A 22,668-nucleotide genomic window follows, 5' to 3' on the forward strand; every position below is an offset into this window, starting at 1 on the left:
ATGCTGAATAAAAAACTCACATCATTTGGTGCTGTTATTTTCGATATGGACGGGGTTTTGGTGAATTCCGAGCCTTTTTATGTGGAAGTGGAACAAACCAACTTCCGGCAGTTGGGACTGGATATTTCAGAAGAAGAACACCAAACCTACCAGGGAACTGCAACTGACCGGATGTGGCAATTGATTAAGGAACGGCACGGAATTGACCAGCCGGTGGATGAGCTGGTGGAAATGACCAACAACCTGGTTACACCGTATTTCAATTCGCTCGAAAAAATGGAGCCAATGCCCGGTGTTAAAAATCTAATCGAAAAACTGAAGGGAAAAGGAATTCCGCTTGCCCTGGCTTCTTCTTCCTATTTTGATGTCATTGAAATCATTTTGCAGAAAACCGAACTGAAAAAATATTTCGATGTGGTGGTTAGCAGCCAAATGGCCGGCGCAAGCAAACCCGAACCGGATATTTTTTTGTTGACAGCCAAAAAACTTGGTATTCCACCCGAAAAATGCATCGTTATTGAAGATTCTACCAATGGAATAAAAGCAGCCAAAGCTGCGGGTATGTTTTGTATTGCCTTTGCCGGTCCGGGCTCGGAGTTGCAGGATCAAGCCCAGGCGGATGTGATTATTAAGGATTTTGGGGAACTGGGTTGATTTTTAAATATTTAGGTCGAAAAATTATAGATTTTTCCAACTTGTGCCTTAAAGATTTATTAATCAATGTATTAATTCGCTGGCGCTAATGGAAAAATGTTTTTGACCTCAGCGAGGTCTGATATTTATAGAAAAGGTCAGTTTGCAGGGAATACGACTCCAGCCAGGAGTCGAACGAACATCGTGCAACAAATTTTCTATAGACATGTAATCCCTCCGGGATTTTAGAAACTTGGAGCAAAACTTTTTTGATGCTTGAGGTAACCTGAATGAAATATTTTATTGGTAATTTTCTGAAAACCAGTACTTTTAAATATACTCTCGGATTTTACTCAATGCACTGAGTAAAATTACTCAATACACTGAGCAAACTCAATCTCCCAAGAAATACTCAAAAAACCGGTAAATCTGTTCATTCGATTCCTCGTTGGGGGAGTGTTCCGGGCGGTTGGTCATGGCCACGCGATTGTTGTAACCCAATAATTTGTTTACGGCAATGGTGTGATTTAGCGCTTTCCAGCGATCAGGCGGGTCGGATGAACCTCCCGAAACCAGGAACGGACGTGGTGCCATCAGGGCGTGAAGTTCATGGAGGTCGTAACCTTCTTTTACCAACTTTGGATAAAGGCCTTTTGCATTTTCTGTCATGCCTGTTTTGCGCCAGGTATCGTTCCACGGTGGCGGATAATAGCCCAAATACCAAGGTTCCCAGTAATTTACTGCTGATCCTTTTGTTTCGTCAAAAACAATTCCCGGGTCGGACCATACGGCACATGCAAACTTTTCAAACAAACAGGAGGCAAACATAGCCCACTTCCCGCCAAACGAGTGGCCGACAATTCCAATGAGGGTGGAGTCCACTTCTTCAACTTTTGTCAGCACATACCAGGCATTGGCGGCTGCATACGCCAGCATCGACAAAGGTTGTACTTCCGCGTTTTCGATGGACGGATAATAAAGCGAATAGGTTTTATTCGCAGTTGTCTCGGTTGTGCCTATTGAAAGGGTGACAAATCCGCGTTTGGCAAGCTGGTAGGCAAAATCCCGGTCTGGTTTGTCCAGTCCAATGGCCGTTTCAGGTTCGTAAAAAACAGTGATTACTGCCGGCTTTTTCCCCTCCCCGTCCGGAATTAACAAATACCCTTCGGTTGTTTCGTTTGGAAGCCACCGAAACTGGACTTTGTGTTGGGTGAAGTTTTCTCTTTTTGTGGTTTCCAGAATTTCAAATGACTGATCGGTAATCAGTTCCGGCCATTCACCCATCATTTCGTGCCAGCGATTGAGAATTTCTTTCCTTCTGGCTGGCCATTCTTTTACCGAGGTTACAGATTTACCATTGTAAAATTTTAAAGGAGAACGAAATTCTCCAAATTCATTCCGAAATTCTTCAGGAGGAGAAAAGTAAGGGGCGATTTGTTCCCATAGCTTTTCTTTGTTTGGCTTTTGAATGTTTTGCCCTGTTGCCGGAATAGTTTGAAAAATTGAAAACAGAATTGTGAATATCAACAGAAATCGCATACCTGAATTTTTTATTTCCTGTCAAAATAAACATCGGCAAACCGGATAAATTGCTGCCAGTCGTAAGGCGTCATGTTGTGTTTGCCTTCGCGGTTGTGAAAACCCATGTGGGGTCGAATGATTTGTTCGTTTACATCCGGCATTTCGGGTGGCAGATTGGTTTCCAATCCGTAAAGGTTGAAAACAGGTTGCGCCTTTTTTAAACCCAGATACTGGCCTTTGGGATCGGCCCATAAATCTTCGGCAGCGCTGGCCACATAAACAGCCCGCGGGACAATCAGCGCAATCAGCATGTGTTGGTCAACCGGCAGTTTGTCTTCATTTCCGGCATACTGTCGGTAATTGGGGCAAAACCAGTAGGGAAAGTTGGTTGTAATCCGATCCACGGTTTCTCCGAAATTTCTTCGCGAAAGCGCAGCGCCCGAGTTCCCCGATTCGTTGGAAACGGTAATGGCTACGCGTTTATCCTGCGCTCCAAACCACAACGAAGATTTGCCTCCGCGCGAGTGACCCACCGAAATAATTTTTGTGGCATCAACCGATTTGTCTTTTTCAAAATAATCAATAGCCCGGGCGGCACCCCAACCCCAGGCGCCCAATCCACGCATTCCGTTGTCCATTTTAATTTGTTCGGGATAAAGTTGGTCCAGAATTCCTTCGGTAAACTTCACTTTATCGTCGGGCGAAACATCAATCACATCGAAGCCGGAAATTCCGTAACCGGCTTCAATTACCTCTTCTGCCGGCCAGAAACCGTCTTTGTTTTGACGGGTTACATCCATGGTTTTAATTCCCCTGTGGTTGATGACCAAAAACATCGGAACTGGTTTTTTTACCTTGTTGGGTGTAAACATTAAAAGGTTCATGGTCACCGATTTCCGGTTTCGGGTGACGGTTATGGCAACTTCTTTCAGGGTGGCTTTCCCATCCATCGCCTTTTTATCTTGTTTTATTACCTTAAATTTGATGTCGTCAAAATCTTTGGGAATCTGCCCGTAAACGTGGTCTTCAAATAGTTTGAGGATTTCAGGGCGACGAATTTTTTCCCATTGCTCCGGAGTTGAAACGGTTTGTCCGTTTTCTGTAATTAACAATTCAGGAAGTAGATATTCGCCCACTTTTGATTCGTCGTAGTTCTGGGCGTAACCCATTTTGAGTGAGGAGAATAAAATCAGGAAAATAAAGAATTTTTTTAGATTTTTCATGTTCTTAATCTTTTGAAATCATGGAATGCGTTTTGGCCGACTGATAAATATCGAGAATTAAGGCTACCGATTTACGGGCTTCTTCACCATCTATTTCAAACGGGCGTTTTTCTTCGATGGCCTGAATAAAGGCCGTCAGGTTTTTAGCGTGGTTTTCATACGTCATCGCTGCCGGGTCGGCCACTCCGCCACCACCTTCAATCACACCATACTTCTGAATAATTTTGTCATCTTCTTCGCGCATTTCGGCAAACTGCCACACCTGTAAACTGTTTTCCACCAAAACGATGGTGCCTTTTGTTCCGGTTATTTCCAGGCGGCGAAATTGTCCGGGAAAAGAAGCTGTCGTTCCGTAAATTACGCCAAGGGCTTTGTTTTCAAACTGAAGAACACCTACAGCCGTATCTTCCGCTTCAATTTGCGGATGTCCCACGTTCGACGTAAACGCGCCCAGCCGTTCAACCGGTCCCATCATATACAACAACAGGTCAACCATGTGGATGGCCTGGTTCATTAACGCACCGCCGCCGTCGAGTTCCCAGGTGCCGTGCCAGCCTTCATAGTAGGCATCGTTGCGCCACCACGGAACATACACCGCAGCGTAGGTAATTGTACCCAGCCGGTTTTTTTCGATGGCCTGTTTTATGATTTGAGTGGTTTCGTTGTATCTGAAGTTGAAAATTCCACCCAGCCACGTTCCTGCTTTTTTATGTGCTTCAATCATCCGGTCAATGCGGTCGAGTTGAATTTCCAATGGTTTTTCACACAGCACGTGCTTCCCCTGCTTGGCCGCTTCAATGGCAGGATCTTCGTGAGCGCCGCTGGGTGTGGCAATCATTACCAAATCCACATCGTCCGACTGTAACATACTTTGATAAGTTTCCCAGTGCTTCACGTTAAACTTTTCCGCCATTTTTTTTGCTTTTTCAGGCCTGATATTGCAAAAGCCCGCCAACTGCGCATTGGACAGCGACTGAACAGCCTGTGCATGAAAATCAGCTATCATGCCAGTTCCGATAATTCCTATTTTCCAGGTTTTCATATATTTTGAGTTTTAAATCATTTTTACAAACCGGATTACATCAACCCCTAAATTAAAAAAATCAACCGAACCTCAAGGCTTATTTCAAAACTTCCGGCTCAGCCATTCATACATTGTTTCTCTCATTTCCGGCGAAAACCGGTTAATATCCCAAGGGATTTGAAGTTGAATGTTTTCCGGTTTTTCAAACAGTGTGTAAACCTGCTCTGCTTCGTTTACCGCTGTTTTTATGTCCTGCAAATGGGCATCTTTGTCGAATTCGGGTGCAATAATCAGAATCGGCCGTGGTGCGATGCTGGCTGTGATTTCATGAAAATCAACCGGAATACGCGATTCTTTTTCCACGAAAAATCCGAGCCGTGGTTGCAAACCGTGCAGGTGCGAGTAAGTTTTAATTCCCTCTGTTCCGCGGTCCAACGTATTGGTTCGCATGGGCGTGAAGCCGGCTACTGAAACCACTCCGGCAATGCGTTCATCGGTGGCAGCGGCGTATAATCCCACAGTGGCTCCCAGCGAGTAACCGGCAACAATTATGCAGTTACGGTCGATAAAATCGAGGTTTACCAGTGCATCCACAGCACCTTTGGTATCGGTAACCATTTTTCCCAATTTCGACCAGTGTGGGTACCGTTCGTAAAAACGAGTGGCTTCCTCAATCCGGTTTCCGAAACCCAGCATGTCGTAAGTGAAAACAGCAAATCCCTGTTCCGTTAACTCCTGCAGCAGCGATTCCATTTGGTGATAGGAATTGAACCCTTTGGAATAATCGTATTCGTACAAATAAATAACCACCGGAAGGTTGGTGCTTTTTATTTTCCCTTTATCGTTTAGCGGATAATAGAGGTAGCCGAAAAGCTGGTCGCCAAAACCGTTGTAGGGACTGACGGGCATCACGCCCATTTTTTCAGTTCCGCGTGGGCGTGTCAGGAACGTGCCAAAACTGTCTTCACCTCTTCCTGCTTTTTGCAAACTTCCCGGTCCCGGATTGGTAACTCCCGGAGGTTCGTCGCCTAAAACCCAGGCAATCTGTTTCAGAATTTCGCTTTTTTGATTCTTCCATTCAGCTATTGAGCCTGCTTTCAGTAAGTTTTCAGTTTTTTCAGGGTAGGAGAGCGGGTTCACTTTTTCTCCGCTTAATGCAACCCATTCTTCAAAAGAATAGGGGCAATGCAAACGGTTTTCGGGTTGATGGTTGCTTCGTTCAAACACAAAATCGAAAAAGTCAATGTATTCTTCCATATCCCGGGCACTCACCCCATGTTCGCCGTAACGCGTTCGGATCGCGATGTTTTTTCCTGCATCCAGAAAATCATACACTTTTTGGCTTGCATGGTAAGCTTGTTCAATGGCCCAGATATTACTTGCTCCTTCGGTCAGAGCCGTACTTAACATCAGGCCTCGGGGGGCAATCAATGCCATAAACGAATTCTGGTCAATTGGAAGTTTGTGTTCGTTGCCGATAAAAAACCGCAGTCGAGGGTGTAGCCACGATGGCCGGGCACTGGCAAGCAGCGCAATGTCTTCGATGTCGTAATTGAAAGAAGTGTAACGCCACGGAACTTCAGCGCCTGTGCCGCCGCTGCTGGGAATGCAGGCGGAAATTCGTTCGTCAAAAGCTGCTGCCATGAGCGACGTTTTTCCGTTTCGCGAGTGCCCGGTCAGCGCTATTTTTCCCTTATCGACTTCTGGCAGGGTGAATAAATAGTCGATTGCCCGTGAAGCGCCCCAGGCTCTGCGCATAAGACGGGTCCAGTCGTATTCTCCGGCCCAGATTTCCGCATATTTTTCGGTGTCGTCTTTGGAGTCGGCGCCGGCATAAATTCAGCCAATATACCCACGCCTGACAGCCACTTGTGCCCATTCGCGGTGGTTCCACTGCGTAAGGAAAACCGGCAAAGGACCTTCGCCCGGAGGAATCATCACTTCCAGTGTCAGCTTTGCCTGGTGTTCCGGCCCAAATGAAAGTTCAACCGTTTGCAACCGGACTTTCCCATCCATTTTTTCGCTTAGAACTTCTGCCTTCAAATTGTCGGGCGCTGGCGGAAACGTGCCGGTAATGTAATGCTGAAGCTGCTCTTGCATCCATCCCCGTTTTTCCTGCCATTGTTCAGCAGTTTTCACCGGGATGTTTTTCCCATCTTCATCAATAATTAAAGGATTAGGTAGAAACGGCAGCGAAGGCATCTGGTCAAAATCGGGTGGCAGTTCGCCGGTGCGTTCCAGCCAATCGGTAAAAGTTCGGTCTAAAAAGGAAAGCCTGCCCCGGTCGTCAAACGCACTGTTTTCGTTGAGCTGGTCGGGAGGCAACACCTTCAGAATTAATTCCAAGCTGGCCTTTTGTTTTTCCTCGATTGATGATTCCTGCTGTTTGCTGTTCCTTTGGGCAAAACCTAAAGAAGTCAGCATTAAAAAAGCGATAACAAGAGGTGTTGTTTTTCCGGGAAAGATGAAATGATTCCGCTTCATGGTGAATTATTTTAGTTTTGAAGCCGAACCTTCGTCCAAATACAAAACACAATCCGGGTGGGTTCGTAAAATGGTAGCTGGACAGGCTGTTGAAATTTCGGCATTCAGCGTGTTGAAAACGGCTTCGGCTTTGCGCTCGTCGGGCACCACACAACTGATAGCTTTACAACCCATAATGGCCGGAATGGTAAGTGACAGCGCATGGGTTGGCACATCGTCGAATGTGGAAAACCACCCTTCACCCAACTGTTGTTTGCGGCAGGCTTCGTCGAGTTCCACCACTTTTACCAGTTTCGGATCGTTGAAATCGGCTACCGGCGGGTCGTTAAAAGCAATGTGTCCGTTTTCGCCAATGCCGATGCAGGCAATGTCGATGGGATGCGATTTCAGCAGGTTTTCGTACCGCAAAACTTCGGCTTCGGCATCAACCGCATCGCCGTTGAGGTAATGCACCTGCTTGGGCTGAACCTTATTTAATATTCTTTCCTTCAAATATTTGCGAAAACTGGCCGGATGCGTAACCGGCATATCTTTATACTCATCGAGATGAAAAACCGTGATTTTTTCCCATTCGATTGCCTGATTTTGAAGGTGTTCCAAAAATTGAAACTGTGATGCACCGGTAGCCAGAATCAGGTTGACAAACCCTTTTTCAGATACAGCAGCATTTAATTTTTTAGCTACGGAAATGGCCGCAGCATTTCCCATTTCGTCTTTGTTTGCAAAGATTTTTACATTGAGTTTTTCTTTACTTATTTCTTTCATTATTTGTTTGATTTATTTCGTTTAAATATGTAAGCGACAGATAAAAACGGGCCCAATTCAATATTGGAAAATTTATAGTCATTTGCCATTGAATCCGGCTTTTTGCTGTCCTTTTCAATCGTATTTTGAAATTTGGCAGAAAGTGAAACTTTGAAGTTTTCTTTTATAAATGCAGAGATGCCCGTTGCCCCTGAAAAATAGTGCAAATCAGAAATTCTAGTGCTCGTATATTTTCCACCACTTGGAGCAGTTTCATTGGTTTTTTCATTTGCTCTTCCAAGTCCTCCTGAAAGTTCGATAAATGGCAAAATCCGGTTAATTTCAAATTCTTTTCTGATGAAAATTCCTGCTGATGAATTTCGGTATCTGGAGTAATCTTTCATCGAATAACCAAATGCCTGAAAATCCAGACCAACAGCAACTGATTCAAATAGTTGATATCCAACGCGAGGTGCAACAGACCAGGAAAAAGTACTATGTTTATATTCGCTGGTACTGTTTGGATGGTAATAAACGCTGTTGGTTTTATTAAAAGAGATGCCTGTTTTACCCATAAAATTGATGTAATCTCCCCCTCCGAAAAGTTTTACACCGGTTTCTGCAAAAAAACTCCCTTTTTCATTTTGTGCAGCTAAACAGGTTGTTGTAAATACTAGTACAAAAAGAATTTTTACGAATTTCATGATTTAGCTGTTATAATTTTTAGGTTATCATGACAAATATTCAAGTTTATTAGAACAACTCAGTAATAGCAAAATATGTGGTCACAAAGGAAAATATAACTACTGCCCAGATGCCGATATTTTCCCGCAGTGAAGCCTTGTTTATACCCATAAGTTTGGCCCGGTTTATAAGCAACAGAATGGGAATAGCCACTGCGGGCAGAATGACAGCCTGAAATGCCTGGGAAAATACCATCAGTGCGGGCGGACGTTGTTCCAGAAATACAGTGCCAAAAGCAAACAGCATGGCAATAAATATCAACACCCTGGATTGGGTAGAATGTGTATTTCGGGGTTTACCGGTGTAGTCGGCAATCAGCCAGGGGGCAATCAGTACAATTGGGAAGATGGTGGACAGTCCGGCGCCTACAATTCCCAAAATCAGGATAAAGGCTGCAGCGTCTCCGCCAATGGGTTCAAACAAGTGAATCATTTCCACGGTATTTTCCAGTTTAAAACCCATCACATGAAGCGTTCCGGCTGCCACGGCCATAATCACTCCGCTCAGGAAAAGCATCATTGCAGCAGATACGAAAGCATCCTTTTTTTCTTCTTTCAGGTTTTTAATACCCCAGCCTTTTTCAGCCACCACCGTGCTTCGCATAATAAACACTGCCGCCGAACAGGTTGTTCCGGCAATTGCGGCCACCAAACCCATGGCACCGGGTGTGTCGGGAATACCTGGTACCAAACCTTTGGCAATAACAGACCAATCGGGACTGACCATAAAAAATACCACGACAAAGGAGAGTCCCATAAAAATGACGAATACGGTGAGAACTTTTTCAAATGTTTTGTACTGTCCGAACCAAAGCAGCAGGTACAAACCGGTGGCCAGAACCAGGATAATCCAGCCGCGGCCGACAATCCGTTCATTAAAAAGCAGCCGGATGGCTTCCTGTACCAGGTCTGCCACAATGCCCATTACGCCCATCAGTGCCAGTAATTCGCCAATAATTAGTGCAATTAAAATGTAAAGGGCCAGCACCCAGCCGTATTTGAATTCGTGTTTGATGTTGGTCAGGGCCGTTTTCCCCGAAACCAGGGTCACCTTTCCGTAGGCTACCATGAGTACAAAAGTAAAGACACACGACAGCACCAGGGCCCAGAACAGCTCCATGCCATGTTCGGCCCCTGTTTTGGCCATGGTGGTTACACTTCCGGTTCCAATGTTGTAACCAATGAGGAACAGCCCCGGGCCAACTGCGGCGAGGGCGACAAGGATTTTTTTGTAGGTTTTATTCATCTAAGTTATTTTATTTTGAAATGGTTTTTTAGAAAATAACCAATACCAAATGCTCAATATCCAATATTCAAATTAAGAGACAAAGAAATCCGGTTATTTGGTTATTGAATATTGATTATTCTACATTTTTCATTTTTTCGATGTGTTAAGCAATTCAAAACCGCTAAGCGTAATTTGCTTACTGCTAATTGTCAACTGCCTATTGCTCATAAACCTTTTTCCCCTTCACCCACGTTTCCTGAATATTCACCTGAAAATCTTCCAGTGTAAAAAGCACAATGTCGGCACGTTTGCCGGGTTCCAGCAGACCGCGGTCGTTGAGGCTGTAAAGGCGGGCCGGATTGGTACTGGCCATTTGCACGGCATCGGCCAGGGTGCAGCCTGTAACCTGCATCACGTAACCCACTCCTTTGGTAATGGGCGATGCCGAACCGTATAAAACATTCTGGGCCGGATAGCGCAGCATTCCGCCTTCGGTCAGTTCGATGGTTTCGCCTGTTGAGGTTTTGTATTCACCCGGTTCCAGTGCGGCGTAATGCGTTACATCGGAAGTGATGATGGTTTTTTCAACGCCTTTCACCTTGTAAAAAACCCTGATTTGTTCGGGCAGCAGGTGGAAACTGTCGCAGATGATGCTGATGTTTAACCGGTCGTCGGCTAGTTGCGGCCAGAACGGATTCCGGTGCCGGTTGATGGTGTTGGCCGCTCCGTTTCCGAGGTGCGTGGCAATTTTGGCGCCCCGGTCGATGGCGGCAGTTATCGTTTCCATATCCGCATTGTGATGACCCAGTGCTACTGTAATTCCGTACTGACTGCATTTTGAAATAAAATCCAGCGCGCCGTCCATTTCCGGAGACAGTGTTACTTGTAGGATGTTTTTACCCGATGCTTCGTAAAGTTTCAAAAATTCATTCCAGTCGGGAAGTTTTACAAACTGTTTGGGATGCGCCCCCCGGAACCCGTCTTCCGGATTGATGTAAGGTCCTTCGAGATGAAAACCCGGAATGGAACCAAACAGTTTTTGGTCGTCCACTGCCTTGGAAAGGATTTTAAAATTCGTTGTTAGAACATCAATGCTGTTGGTGGTGAGCGTAGGAAGATAAGTTGTAACGCCTTTTTTCCACAGCTCGCTGGTTGCTTTTTCAATACCTTCGGGCGTGAGGTCGCTGTCGCCAAACGCAAACGAAACGCCGGCAAACCCGTTCACCTGGTTGTCGAAAAAGCCGGGTGAAATGTACACCGGGTTTTCACCCACCAGTTTGTCGATGGTGGTGATCTCTTCAATCAACCCATTGTTAATGGTCACCCGAACCGGCTGCCCGGTGTGGTAATGAATTCCTTCAATAACCTGTGCATTCATTTCAAATACTCCAAAAAGAAAGAAAATTGCAAATGTTGCGTAAATTTTTGTTCCGATTGATTTGTTCATCTTTTATTATTTTTGAATTCATTTTCATTTCTATAAACATGCGACCTCGCTGAGGTCAGTAACAACTTTCATACAGGCATATATTCAACCTCTGTCCACTTTTCGGTTTCAGCCGATTTTTCAAGTGCTTCCAAAACTGAAACGCAATTGAGGATACTTTGGTGCGAACGTGGTTCTTTTCCTGTGCGGAACATTTCAACCATGTCAACATAATTTCGGGCGGGATTTTTTTCTTCCACCCGTGGTTTAAGTTCCACCAGTTCCTTTGGTGTTTCCACAAAAGTTTCCCACCGGCGGGCTTTTTCCTTGATAATGAGCGTTGCAAAAAGCCCGGAGGAAAATTTCAGGCTGGCGTTGCCGTAGCTGCCGTTGCGACTGACTTTTACCCGTTCAATGTCTTCGCCAAAAACATACATGAGTGGTTGAATAATATGAACGCCGTAGAAGAAAATACCTCCGTACTGCGAATCAAAATCGCCGGGTCCGGTACGAATAATCTGGCTGATTCCTTCCATGTTTTTCACCTGTTCTTTCAAATCGAATGTTTCATCGCTGTGGGCGATTGAACTGAACGAAGTTACCGGAGTTCCGTGTTTTTGAGCCAGTTTCAGAAAATCTTGTCCCTCAGCTGCCCGGTAACAAAATGGTTTGTCGATAAATGTGGGAATTTTTGCTTTGATGAACGGAATGGCCGGCTCCAGATGGTATTTCGGATGACGGTGGTCCACAATCAACGCATCAATTTTCCCCAGCATTTCGTTCGGGTCTTTCACCTGGTTGGGAATGTTCCCCTTTTCCATTGCATTTTTTGCAAACTCATCGGTTTCGCCCCACACATATAGCACTTCCATGCCCGGAAATTTTTTGTCGGTGTTGAACATTTTCCCAAACCCGATGGTGTGCGAGTTTTCAGCGCCAATGATTCCAATGCGTATGTTTTTTTGAGGCTGGTCTGCAAATGCAGTTTGCGTGATGATTCCCGGAGCCACAGCGGCCAAAGCCACTCCCTTTCCGGTTGTTTTGATGAAATTTCGTCTTGAGTTCATTTTGAAAATTTTAGAGTTTCATTTCCCATCCTTTTTCATAATCGCGCGACCAGAGTTTTTGCGCTTTTTTGTCACCTAAAATGTGCCCGTTTTCGGGATTGATTTCCAGCGAATGGCCAACGCGCTGTGCGATATTTCCGAGCTGTACCAGCACCGTACTTTTGTGACCTGAATCGATGTCGGCCACCAGGCTTTCTCCCGAAAGAATGTTGTTGAAAAAGTTGCGGATGTGCAGTGAATCGAGATGGCTCGATGGGTTGGCGGCATCGCGCGGGTCAACCTCTTTCGTGTCTTTCACCTGTTTTACTACGTTGTTTTTCAGGTCGTAAACGGTGTATTCATTTCCGCCCGGAATGAACAAGCTACCTTTTTCGCCGTAGAAAACAACTCCAACTGAACTTCCCTCAATGGGTTTTCCGTTGCAACTCCGGCCTTCCCAGCTCATGGAAACACCTTCTTTGAAATCAAGGTTAATCACCTGCGTGTCGGGCGTTTCCCAGTCGTCGGAATAGTGGTATCGGCCGCCATTTGAGCTCACTTTTACCGGGTAATTCACGCCGAAACCCCAGCGCAGCAGGTCAATCATGTGAGTGCCGTTGTTCAGCGCTTCGCCGGTTCCCCAGTGCCAAAACCAGTGCCAGTTGTAGTGCACAATATTGTCTTTGTAATCCATTCGCGGCGCCGGACCTTGCCACAGTTCCCAGTTGAGCCAATCGGGAACGGCCACTTTTTTACCCACTCCAATAGGTCCGCGGTTGTTGGTGTACCAACCTTTGCCGAAGTAAGGCCTGCCTATGATTCCGTTTTTCAGTTCCTCTATTCCTTCCACCACATTCGGGTAAGAGCGGCGCTGGTTGCCCATTTGGATTGATTTTTTGTATCGTTTGGCAGCTTCCACCAAAATTTCGCCCTCGCGCGGACTGTGACTTGCCGGTTTTTCAAGGTACACATTTTTACCTGCCTGCATGGCCAGCAGCGCCGCCGGTGCATGCCAGTGGTCGGGTGCGGCTATTACCAGCAAGTCCACATCCTTACTTTCCAGCGATTTCCGGAAATCCACAAATCCCTGCGGCTTTTTGTTTTGCACTTTTTCAACTGTTCCAATACATTTTTCAGTGGCGCGCGAATCCACATCACATACATGAATTACTTCACAGTTTTTCTGAAATGCAAAGTTTTGTGCCAGTGCATTTCCCCTCGAATTGACGCCCATCACCGATGCCCGGAGCATTTCGTTGGCGCCCATAATGCGCCGATAGCTTTCTGCACTGAAACCCGGCAGAATTCCGCCAACCATCAGTCCGGCAGAAATGCCTGCCGATTTTCTAATAAAATCACGTCTCGAATTGAAATTTTTATCCATAATATTCTCGTTTATTGATTGTTTTTAATTCCGTTTTGAAGATACCGGTTAAAGTTGATGTAAAAACCGAGGTTTTCTCGTATAATAATGTCCAGTGGAACATACTGAATTTTTTCCGGTTCTTTTTTCCAAACAAAATAGTTGAACAGTGTTTGTAATGCCCTTTTCCCTTGTTGTGCTGGGCTTTGGGAGATAACAAAGTCGATTGTCCCGTTTTTTAGGTGCTCGATGTTTTCCGGAACGAGGTCATAACCCACCAACCGGATGTTCAGGTCGTGAAGCCGGTGAAACTCTGCAATAAGAAAAGCTTTGGAATTGGTTACAAAAACACCTTTCACAGCCGGATTTTTTATGTAGAATTTGGTGAGTTCGCGAAAAACTTCATCTTTCTGTGTAGAGTGAATGGTTAAAGAATGAATGGTTTTGTTTTGTTCCAATCCGCTTTCCCTGAAAAAACCTCTGAATCCTTTCTCCATACGTCGAAGTGCCGAAGCATTTTCAAATCCCTTAACCATGTTTATTATCAGAATCTCCGATTTTTCGGGAATCAGGGAATGTAATAGCCGTCCGGCAATGAAGGCGCTTTGTTTCACGTCGGGACCAATGTAGGAAAGGCTTTGACTACCGGGAATATCGGCATCGATAAAAACATACGGAATTCCTTTGCTTTTCAGTTTTTCAGTAAAAAGTTTACTTTCCTGCAGAAAAAGCGGGGCAAGTACAACACCGTTTGGCTCAAGCGCTTCAATTTGGTTTGTCTGTCTCACGAAGCTTTGCTCATCGAACAAATCGTAAAAAAAATATTCAGTAATGATTCCGTAATCTTTATACTGTGCTGCTGCCAGCTCAAGTCCCTGCAATGGCATGGTCCAGTAATGGCCAGCATAGGGAGCCGCAGGCACAAGAGCACAAACAGTGAATTGATTTCCAAGGGCAAGGGTGCGCGCCAGCATGTTTGGATTGAAATTCAGCTTTTTAATCGCCGCTTCAATTTTTTCCCTTTTTTCATGCGAAACTTTACCACGGTTGTGAATTACCCGGTCAATGGTGCCCACGGAAACGTTGGCATATCGGGCTACATCCTGAATGGTTACTTTTTTGGTTCGCTTCACCTTAATTCTGTTAGTAGAAACAAATCTATGTAAATGATTGTCAATATCAAAATAAAAGTGTGTGCGTACACACAACGAAAAAGGTCCAAGGAAGTAAAAAAATCTATATTTTTTTGAAAATGAATGGTTTGGTTTTATTGTGAAAAATATAAAATATTTTAAAACAGAAAAAATGTGTCTGAACACGCTTTTTGAAATTCAGAGGATTATTCGTTTTTTTGCAGATTGAATTGATAATTTTTTACGTAAAACAAATACATGCTGATTAACAGTTTATTGCTGGTTTTGGGTCTTACCGTTTTAATAAAAGGCGCCGACTGGATGGTGAGTGGTGCATCGGCGCTGGCAAAAAAATATCATGTTTCTGATTTGGTGATTGGATTAACCATTGTTGCTTTTGGAACATCGGCGCCGGAACTGGTGGTAAATGTAATCGCCTCTTCGCAGGGTTTTAACGACATTGTTTTGGGAAACGTACTGGGGAGCAACATCGCCAATCTTTTTCTGATTTTGGGAATCACCGGAATTATATACCCGCTGGTTGTGCAGTCAAGTACCACCTGGAAAGAAATTCCGCTTTCGCTGCTGGCTGTGATTATTTTATTTCTGTTGGCCAACAACTTTTTTATTTATGAAAATCCTGTAATTTCAAGGCTTGACGGATTGTTTTTATTGCTGATGTTCGGTTTGTTTTTGTTTTATGTTTACCGCCTTTCAAAATCCGATACCGTACCCAGGGAGGTAGTGGTGAGTGAAATGTCGCTGTTCAAGATGATTACATTCATTGTTATTGGCCTTGCCGGATTGATTATTGGCGGGCGGCTGGTGGTGAATAATGCTGTTGAAATAGCCACAATTCTTGGACTAAGCGAAAAAATTATCGGGTTTACAATTGTGGCCATTGGTACTTCCCTACCTGAGCTGGCAACTTCGGTGGTCGCCGCCCTGAAAAAGAATACCAATATCGCTGTGGGGAATATTATTGGCTCCAATATTTTTAACATTTTCCTGGTTATTGCTACCAGTGCGATGGTTTCTCCTGTTATTTTCAATCCGGTTTTTAACACCGACATGTACCTGCTGGGGGGAGGTACACTTTTCCTTTTTATTGCCATGTTTACCGGAGGCAAAAAGAAACTTGACCGCTGGGAAGCAGTCATTTTGTTGCTTGTTTACCTCGGTTACACTGCCATGCTGGTGGCTAAGGAAATCTGAGACAGAACTTTTCTTCTGAACTTATTAAGAAAAATTTTGTTTTAATTTGTGAATTAAAAATTAAACAAATAATAAAAATGAAAAGCAACTGGACAACAAGCAATATTCCTGATTTAAAAGGTAAAGTTATCATAGTTACCGGCGGAAACAGCGGCCTGGGTTATTGGTCGGTGAAAGCGTTTGCCGAAAAGGGTGCAGAGGTGATTTTGGCCAGCCGCTCCAAAGAAAATGGGGAAAAAGCCAAAGTAGAAATTCTCAGCGAAGTACTGAAGGGAAAAATAAAAGTGGCTGAACTTGATTTGGCCGATTTAAAATCGATTCGCCGGTTTGCAGAAAGCTTTCAGAAAAATCATTCGCGACTTGATGTACTGCTTAACAACGCAGGAATAATGACCACTCCTTATTTTAAAACAAAAGATGGTTTCGAGGGCCAGGTGGGAACCAATCATCTGGGACATTTTGCGCTTACCGGGTTGCTGCTTCCTGTGCTGGAAAAAACACCCAAATCGCGCGTGGTAAATGTAAGCAGTATGGCACACAAACAGGGAAAGATGGATTTCAATAACCTGCTTTTTGAAAACGGAAAAGGGTATTCACCCATGAAATCCTATGGCCGCTCGAAACTGGCCAATCTGTTGTTTACTTACGAGTTGCAACGCTTTTTCGATTCGAATAAAATTAACAGCATTTCTGTGGCCGCCCACCCAGGTGTATCGCAAACCAACCTGGCCCGCCATCTGGAAGATAAACTCTTTTTCAAAATACTTTACCCGGTATTTAAGTTTATGACCCAGGATGCAGCCGCCGGAGCTTTGCCGCAAATCAGGGCTTCGGTTGATCCCCATGTTAAAGGAGGCGAATATTACGGTCCGTCAGGTTTCAACGAAATGAAAGGCCAACCGGTAAAAGTGCAATCCAACGACTGCTCTCACAATCTGGAAGATGCCCGAAAATTATGGGAGGTTTCGGAAAAACTTACAGGGGTGAAGTTTTAATCCATCAACCCCACAACATTTCCTGTCATAACTTTAATCCCGGTTTCGATGGTTTTTTCGTAGTCGGGATTCAGGTGAGGCGAATGCAACGGGTAAGGTTCTCTGCCTTCGGCTTTTAGCTGTTGCATCAGTTCGGAACTGGTGCTGCCCAGCCAGATAAGGCAGATTGGAATGTTTTCCGGAGTGCGGCCGTAAACGCCAAAATCTTCGCCTACCATGGCCGGGGCGTTTTTTACTATGTTTTCAGCGCCAATGATTTCAGAAGCAAAACCGTGTATTTTTTCGCTCAGTTCCGGATTGTTCAGAACCGGCGGAGTGTATTCATCCAGAACAACAACTTCAGGTAGCCGGTCGTCGGGCATGCCGGCCATTTGTGCGGCTGAGTTGCAAATTCGTCGAATCGCAGAAATCACCTGTTCAATCACTTCATCGGAATAGTAGCGCAACGTAAGTTCCATTTTTACCTCGTCGGGGATGATGTTCGGACGGGTGCCGCCATGAATAGACCCCACAGTAACTACTGCGGGTTCCAGCGGACTGATTTCACGACTGACGATGGTCTGCAAATCGAGCACAATGCGCGAGGCAATTACAATGGGGTCGATACATTTTTCGGGGTAAGCGCCGTGCCCACCCTGGCCAAAAACGGTAATTTCCACGGTTTCAACCCCGGCAAAAATGGGCCCGCCCACCAGTCCGATTTGTCCAGATTCCAGTTCAGGATTGATGTGATAAGCCATGGCATAATCTGGTTTTGGAAAGCGGGTGAACAATCCGGATTCGATGGCTAAACTTGCGCCACCACTGACTTCCTCGGCCTGCTGGGCAATCACCACCAGTGTTCCCTGCCAGTGTTCCTTCAGTGCTGCCAGCGTATGGATGGTTCCCGTCCAAACCGACATGTGGATGTCGTGGCCGCAGGCGTGCATCACCGGTACTTCTTCATCGTTCTGATTTTTCGCTGTTTTAGTGCTGGCAAATTCCAGTCCGGTTTTTTCCTGAACCGGCAGGGCATCCATATCTGTGCGCAGCATCACCACCGGGCCGTCGCCGTTTTTCAAAACACCCACCACATTATTTCCGCCCACCTTTTCGGTGACCTCAAAACCTGCTTTTTTTAATTCGGTAGCCATTCGTCTGGCCGATTCAAACTCCTGAAAAGACAATTCCGGATTTTGATGCAGATGTTTGCACAACTCAAGCGCATATTCAGTTTGATTCCGGGCTTCTTTTTTTATCACTCCAGCAATTTGTGCAAAAGCATTGTTTTGAATAATCATGGCAAAAAGGATAAGAAATATTTTTGAATTCATCTAAATATTACTTTACAATCGGCATCAACACCATATTCCGGTAAGAAACTTTTCCGTGGTCACCCTGCAGGTAAATGGGACCCGCTGCAAACACATCGGCCTGAATGGCGCCACCGGTTGGGCCGTAAACCGGCTGGTTGTCGATGATAGTCGTTCCATTCAATTTTACAGTAACGTGGCGGTTGCACAATGTAATATCCATGGTTTGCCATTCGCCGGCAGGTTTTTCAGCAGCAACTGATGGTGTGATGCGGCTGTATAAAGCGCCCATGTTGTGCGAGTCCAAATCCCTTCCATAAGAATCCATCACCTGGATTTCGTACATGCCCCGCAGGTAAACACCACTGTTGCTGCCCTGCGGAATATTTACCTCCAGAGTCAGGTTAAAATCTTCAAACTCCTGTTCGGTGCGAATGTTCCCGTAAGAAATACGTTCTCCTTCTTTTTGAACCGGGTCGTTAACCAGCACGCCGTCAATCACTTTAAATCCGTTTACCTGATTGGGATTGGTGAGCTTCCATCCCGAGAGGTCTTTGCCGTTAAAAAGTTTCACCGGCTGGCCGTATTTTACTTTTGACAAATCGGGTGCAGGTGGTACATCCGGAAGTTTCCAACCATAAAATTTGGCCTGGTTTGTTTTCATTCCGTCGCGCGCCGGTTGCATGGAAACCCCTGAAATCCTATCGCCGCTGCGGGTAACTTTAAACAGGTGGGGTGCAACCATTTTTCGTTCTTTCCCATCTTTGCCTTCGCGGGTAACTTCCCCGGCACGCATCACCATCAGGTTATCATCGTCAAGCAGAAAAACACTTTGCACGGGCGTAACACTTCCACCACGCCAAAGCAGTTCGGCATCAAGAAAGCCGTTGTTTTCAAACACCTGAAGCCAGCCCACCGAGCCGCCTTCAATTTCAATGGTCCACATGCCGTAAAAGCCGCTTGGTTTTTGGGCGCTGGCAAATAAAATGGTTGTAAAAACCGTGATAAACAGTAAAGCTATTTTTTTCATTTTAATAAGGTTTATTTGAATTCAAATCATTTCAAACAAACTTACAAAAAAGATTACGATGGTTTGCGCAAGACGAGCGGGAAATTAATTTGATTCTGCAATTATAATGAACCCTACCAACCCTTCAAGGTTTCAAAAAACCTTGAAGGGTTAAAATGAATGAATAGAATTACAACACCAAATCACATGCTTCCGCCGGCATCCAGTGTTTGTCTTTGCCTTCCCATTTTACGTTGCAGCCAATGGGGTTGGTCAGCGGAACGGAAACCGGTTTGCCTGAGGTGAGTTCATTCAAAGCACGGTCAAGGTCGTTTACCGTCATTTTCGATGTGTCTCGCGGATGGTCAACACCACGGCCGGTGTAAACCAACTTCCGGTTTTCGTCGAACACATAAAAATGTGGTGTGCGCAATGCCCCGTAAGCCAGCGCAACCTCCTGAGATTCGTCGCGCAGATATTTCCACGGGAATCTAAATTCTTCCATTCGCTTTTTCATGTGATCGAAATCGTCCTCGGGATACGTGTTGGCGCTGTTCGGGTTGATTCCAACAAACACAATGCCTTTATCTTTGTACTTTTCTACAGTTTGCCGGGTCACTTCGTCGCTGCCAATTACATACGGACAATGGTTGCAGGTGAAAAACACCACCAGGTATTTTGAATCCTTAAAACTTTCCAGTGAATAATTTTTCCCGTCGGTGGCCGGCAGGTTAAAATCTTTTGCTTTTTCTCCCGGTTGTAATGTAAAACTCATAATTTTTCTCTTTTTGTTTCTTAAAAAAGAAAAAATGAAGGTGCTGATTTGTTCATTTTAATTAAAGTCTTCCTGAAAGTTTTTTACCAACCGATAATAAAAATTAATCATGGCTTTGTAGTTTTCAATGGTAATCCTTTCATTATCATTATGAAAAAGATCAATATTCTTTGGTGTAATCTGATATGGAGCAAAGCGGTAAACATGGGGTGAAACTTCGGAATAATGATAACTGTCTGAACTCGCTGTCATTAACGATGGGGCAACATATGTATTTTCAAAACTTTCCCTGATGGTTTTGTTCAGTACATTAAATGCTTCGCAGTCGATAGGTGAAACTTTGGCTGGTTCTTTTGAATTTCCAATAATTGTTAGGGAAACGCGATTGTCGTTTATCGTTTTTTCAAGGTGGGCAATAACTTTTTCGGATGAATCGCCGGGCAACAATCTAAAGTTAATTGTGGCCGTTGCTTCTGTGGGCAATACATTATCTCTAATTCCGGCTTGTAACATGGTTGGGGCTGTAGTTGTCCGAACCAAAGAATTTCCCGGTCCGGAGCTGGTGTAAATGCTTTTTAAAACGCCGCCCAGTAACAATTGATTAGCAAAAACAATACGTGCCGGCCATGGAATTTCCGGACCTATGTAACGCAGAAAACCTTTTACAGGAAGCGTAAATTCAGGGGACGGCTGATTTTCGGTAATCGCAACAAGTGCTTTCGATAAAATGGAAATGGCGGTTTCCGATTGTGGCATGGCAGCATGTCCTCCTTCAAACCTGCTGGTTATTTCCAGGGAAAGATACCCTTTTTCAGATGTTCCAATCAAAGCCACCGGCTTCGAAATCATAGGAACAACACCCGAAGTAATTACCATTCCTTCGTCAATAACCATCTCGGCTTCCACACCCCTGTTTTTTAGTATCGATGCCAACTCCCTGGCGCCTTTTCCTCCAATTTCCTCATCGTCACCAAAAGCCAGATAAACTGTTCGTTCCGGAATAATGCCTTCTTCAAGTAATCTTTCAACAGCTTCTAAAATTGAAATCAGACTTCCTTTGTCGTCGAGTGTTCCGCGTCCCCAGATAAATTCATCATCAGTTTCACCAGAAAACGGACCTTTTTCCCAGTTTTCCTCCATTACCGGAACCACATCCTGATGGGCAAGCAAAATCAGCGGTTTAAGATTTTTGTTTTTTCCCTGCCATTTATAAAGCAGTGCATAATTCCCATACACTTCCTTTTCTAAATGTTTAAAAATCAAAGGATAAGTTGAATCGAGAAAAGCATGAAACTGCAAAAATTGCGAAGTGTCTGTTAATGAATAATCTTCATGAGAAATGGTTTTAAACGAAATCGCTTTTGACAGATTTTGCAGACTTTGTTTCCCAATTTCAATCGTTTTAGCCGGTTCAACATTCAATTGTTTTGAGGGGTAAAAAGCAGTTTTTACCACCAAAATAACGATGAGAATCAAAACGGTTAGGCCTAAAAGTTTTATAGCTTTTTTCATTTTAGGTGATTTTTTGCTATTCAATTTAAGTTTAAATTTTCTATTTCATTGCGAATTATTGAAAAATTATCGTTGAAAACTAAAATCAGTCCCCGGTTAATCGAAAACTGCTTTTTGTATATTTGTTTCAAAGTACAAAACATGGATAAAAAGGAAGCCCGATATAAAATAGACCAACTCCGAAAAGAGCTGAATGACCACAATTACAAGTACTACGTGCTGGCCCAACCCGAAATCAGCGACTTTGATTTCGATATGAAACTTCGTGAACTGGAAAAGTTGGAAGCTGAGTTTCCGGAGTTTGCCGACCCGTATTCACCCACGCAGCGGGTGGGAAGCGACATCAGCAAGGCATTTGAGCAGGTGGAGCACCGGTATCCGATGTTGTCGCTCAGTAATGCCTATTCCGAAGGGGAAATTGCCGATTTCGACAACCGCATTAAAAAACTCATCGGGGAAGATTGTGAATACGTTTGCGAGCTGAAATTCGACGGCTCTTCCATCAGTTTGCTCTACGAAAACGGGAAGCTGGTGCGGGCTGTTACCCGCGGCGACGGCGTAAAAGGCGACGATGTTACTTCCAACGTGCGGACCATTCGTTCTGTTCCGCTTTCGCTGCGTGGAGATGATTACCCGGGGAGTTTCGAAATCAGGGGAGAAATTGTGATGCCGTTTCATGTTTTTGAAGAACTGAACAAACAACGCGAAGAGGCGGGCGAACCGCTGTTTGCCAATCCGCGCAACTCTGCCGCCGGCACGCTGAAAATGCAGGATCCTTCTATTGTAGCTTCGCGCAAACTGGATGCGTATTTTTATTCGCTGATGGGCGACAACCTGCCTGCCGATGGACATTACGAAAACCTGAAAAAAGCCAGCGAGTGGGGTTTCAAAATTTCAGACGCCACCCGGATTTGCCGAAACCTGGATGAAGTTTTTAAATACCTGAACCAATGGGATTTGGAGCGTCACAAAGTGCCCGTGGCTACTGACGGGGTGGTTATAAAAGTGAATTCGCGCAGGCTGCAGGAGGAGTTGGGTTTTACGGCCAAGTCGCCCCGCTGGGCCATCGCCTACAAATTTAAGGCTGAAAGCGCGGCAACCATTCTGAAATCAGTTTCCTATCAGGTTGGACGCACAGGCGCCGTTACGCCAGTGGCCATTCTCCAACCGGTACAGATTGCCGGAACCGTTGTAAAACGCGCGTCGCTGCACAATGCTGATATCATTAAAAACCTCGATTTGCACCTGAACGATACCGTTTTTGTGGAAAAAGGTGGGGAAATCATTCCAAAAATTACTGGG

Annotated in this window: 20 protein-coding genes; 4 read left to right on the top strand and 16 right to left on the bottom strand. The window is 44.9% G+C overall.

What is annotated here, in order from left to right; all coding sequences use genetic code 11:
- Nucleotides 1-654 (top strand): HAD family hydrolase, encoded by a 654-nt coding sequence (locus tag ACESMA_RS04600; protein WP_372947598.1) that lies wholly within the window; start codon nt 1-3, stop codon nt 652-654.
- A gap of 372 nt (nt 655-1,026) precedes the next feature.
- Here the strand turns inward: ACESMA_RS04600 and ACESMA_RS04605 are convergent, their stop codons facing one another.
- The 12 genes from ACESMA_RS04605 to ACESMA_RS04660 all read right to left on the bottom strand — a co-directional run bounded on the left by ACESMA_RS04605 (nt 1,027) and on the right by ACESMA_RS04660 (nt 14,568).
- Nucleotides 1,027-2,172 (bottom strand): hypothetical protein, encoded by a 1,146-nt coding sequence (locus ACESMA_RS04605; RefSeq protein WP_372947599.1) that lies wholly within the window; start codon nt 2,170-2,172, stop codon nt 1,027-1,029.
- 11 nt (nt 2,173-2,183) lie between these two features.
- Nucleotides 2,184-3,377: an acetylxylan esterase gene (locus tag ACESMA_RS04610; RefSeq protein WP_372947600.1), complete on the bottom strand. Its 1,194-nt coding sequence runs from the start codon at nt 3,375-3,377 to the stop codon at nt 2,184-2,186.
- Nucleotides 3,378-3,381: 4 nt separating this feature from the next.
- Nucleotides 3,382-4,419, bottom strand: coding sequence for a Gfo/Idh/MocA family protein (locus ACESMA_RS04615; RefSeq protein ID WP_372947601.1), 1,038 nt, complete (start codon nt 4,417-4,419; stop codon nt 3,382-3,384).
- 84 nt (nt 4,420-4,503) lie between these two features.
- The gene (locus ACESMA_RS04620) at nt 4,504-6,240 is read right to left on the bottom strand and encodes an alpha/beta fold hydrolase (RefSeq protein ID WP_372947662.1); all 1,737 of its coding nucleotides are present in this window, start codon (nt 6,238-6,240) and stop codon (nt 4,504-4,506) included.
- Nucleotides 6,241-6,885: a hypothetical protein gene (locus ACESMA_RS04625; protein ID WP_372947602.1), complete on the bottom strand. Its 645-nt coding sequence runs from the start codon at nt 6,883-6,885 to the stop codon at nt 6,241-6,243. It lies immediately after the preceding gene.
- Between the two features lie 6 nt (nt 6,886-6,891).
- Nucleotides 6,892-7,650, bottom strand: a complete 759-nt coding sequence (locus ACESMA_RS04630) for a glucosamine-6-phosphate deaminase (RefSeq protein WP_372947603.1) — start codon at nt 7,648-7,650, stop codon at nt 6,892-6,894.
- Nucleotides 7,650-8,333 carry a hypothetical protein gene (locus ACESMA_RS04635; protein WP_372947604.1) on the bottom strand — a complete coding sequence of 228 codons (684 nt, stop codon included), beginning with the start codon at nt 8,331-8,333 and terminating at the stop codon, nt 7,650-7,652. The genes ACESMA_RS04630 and ACESMA_RS04635 overlap by 1 nt, the downstream gene beginning before the upstream one ends.
- A 49-nt stretch (nt 8,334-8,382) precedes the next feature.
- A complete protein-coding gene (locus tag ACESMA_RS04640; protein ID WP_372947605.1) occupies nt 8,383-9,618 on the bottom strand; it encodes an Nramp family divalent metal transporter in 1,236 nt (411 codons plus the stop codon).
- Between the two features lie 199 nt (nt 9,619-9,817).
- Nucleotides 9,818-11,047 carry an N-acetylglucosamine-6-phosphate deacetylase gene (locus ACESMA_RS04645; RefSeq protein ID WP_372947606.1) on the bottom strand — a complete coding sequence of 410 codons (1,230 nt, stop codon included), beginning with the start codon at nt 11,045-11,047 and terminating at the stop codon, nt 9,818-9,820.
- 68 nt (nt 11,048-11,115) lie between these two features.
- Nucleotides 11,116-12,093 carry a Gfo/Idh/MocA family protein gene (locus ACESMA_RS04650; protein WP_372947607.1) on the bottom strand — a complete coding sequence of 326 codons (978 nt, stop codon included), beginning with the start codon at nt 12,091-12,093 and terminating at the stop codon, nt 11,116-11,118.
- 10 nt (nt 12,094-12,103) lie between these two features.
- Nucleotides 12,104-13,456 (bottom strand): Gfo/Idh/MocA family protein, encoded by a 1,353-nt coding sequence (locus tag ACESMA_RS04655; RefSeq protein WP_372947608.1) that lies wholly within the window; start codon nt 13,454-13,456, stop codon nt 12,104-12,106.
- 11 nt (nt 13,457-13,467) lie between these two features.
- Nucleotides 13,468-14,568: a LacI family DNA-binding transcriptional regulator gene (locus ACESMA_RS04660; RefSeq protein WP_372947609.1), complete on the bottom strand. Its 1,101-nt coding sequence runs from the start codon at nt 14,566-14,568 to the stop codon at nt 13,468-13,470.
- Between the two features lie 258 nt (nt 14,569-14,826).
- Between ACESMA_RS04660 and ACESMA_RS04665 the strand changes: the two genes are divergently transcribed.
- Nucleotides 14,827-15,783 (top strand): calcium/sodium antiporter, encoded by a 957-nt coding sequence (locus ACESMA_RS04665; protein WP_372947610.1) that lies wholly within the window; start codon nt 14,827-14,829, stop codon nt 15,781-15,783.
- A gap of 77 nt (nt 15,784-15,860) precedes the next feature.
- Nucleotides 15,861-16,778 carry an oxidoreductase gene (locus tag ACESMA_RS04670; RefSeq protein ID WP_372947611.1) on the top strand — a complete coding sequence of 306 codons (918 nt, stop codon included), beginning with the start codon at nt 15,861-15,863 and terminating at the stop codon, nt 16,776-16,778.
- Here the strand turns inward: ACESMA_RS04670 and ACESMA_RS04675 are convergent.
- The 4 genes from ACESMA_RS04675 to ACESMA_RS04690 form a co-directional block, all read right to left on the bottom strand.
- Nucleotides 16,775-18,091: a M20 family metallopeptidase gene (locus tag ACESMA_RS04675; RefSeq protein ID WP_372947612.1), complete on the bottom strand. Its 1,317-nt coding sequence runs from the start codon at nt 18,089-18,091 to the stop codon at nt 16,775-16,777. The genes ACESMA_RS04670 and ACESMA_RS04675 overlap by 4 nt on opposite strands.
- A 7-nt stretch (nt 18,092-18,098) precedes the next feature.
- Nucleotides 18,099-19,100 (bottom strand): DUF1080 domain-containing protein, encoded by a 1,002-nt coding sequence (locus tag ACESMA_RS04680; protein ID WP_372947613.1) that lies wholly within the window; start codon nt 19,098-19,100, stop codon nt 18,099-18,101.
- Between the two features lie 169 nt (nt 19,101-19,269).
- The gene (locus ACESMA_RS04685) at nt 19,270-19,854 is read right to left on the bottom strand and encodes a thioredoxin family protein (RefSeq protein WP_372947614.1); all 585 of its coding nucleotides are present in this window, start codon (nt 19,852-19,854) and stop codon (nt 19,270-19,272) included.
- 57 nt (nt 19,855-19,911) lie between these two features.
- The gene (locus ACESMA_RS04690) at nt 19,912-21,366 is read right to left on the bottom strand and encodes a M20 family peptidase (RefSeq protein WP_372947615.1); all 1,455 of its coding nucleotides are present in this window, start codon (nt 21,364-21,366) and stop codon (nt 19,912-19,914) included.
- 141 nt (nt 21,367-21,507) lie between these two features.
- Here ACESMA_RS04690 and ligA point away from each other — a divergent pair.
- The coding region (gene ligA, locus ACESMA_RS04695; RefSeq protein ID WP_372947616.1) for an NAD-dependent DNA ligase LigA at nt 21,508-22,668 on the top strand (1,161 nt) is incomplete at its 3' end.

The sequence above is a fragment of the Mariniphaga sp. genome (assembly GCF_041687215.1).
In the GTDB taxonomy this organism is placed as follows: Bacteria; Bacteroidota; Bacteroidia; order Bacteroidales; family Prolixibacteraceae; genus Mariniphaga.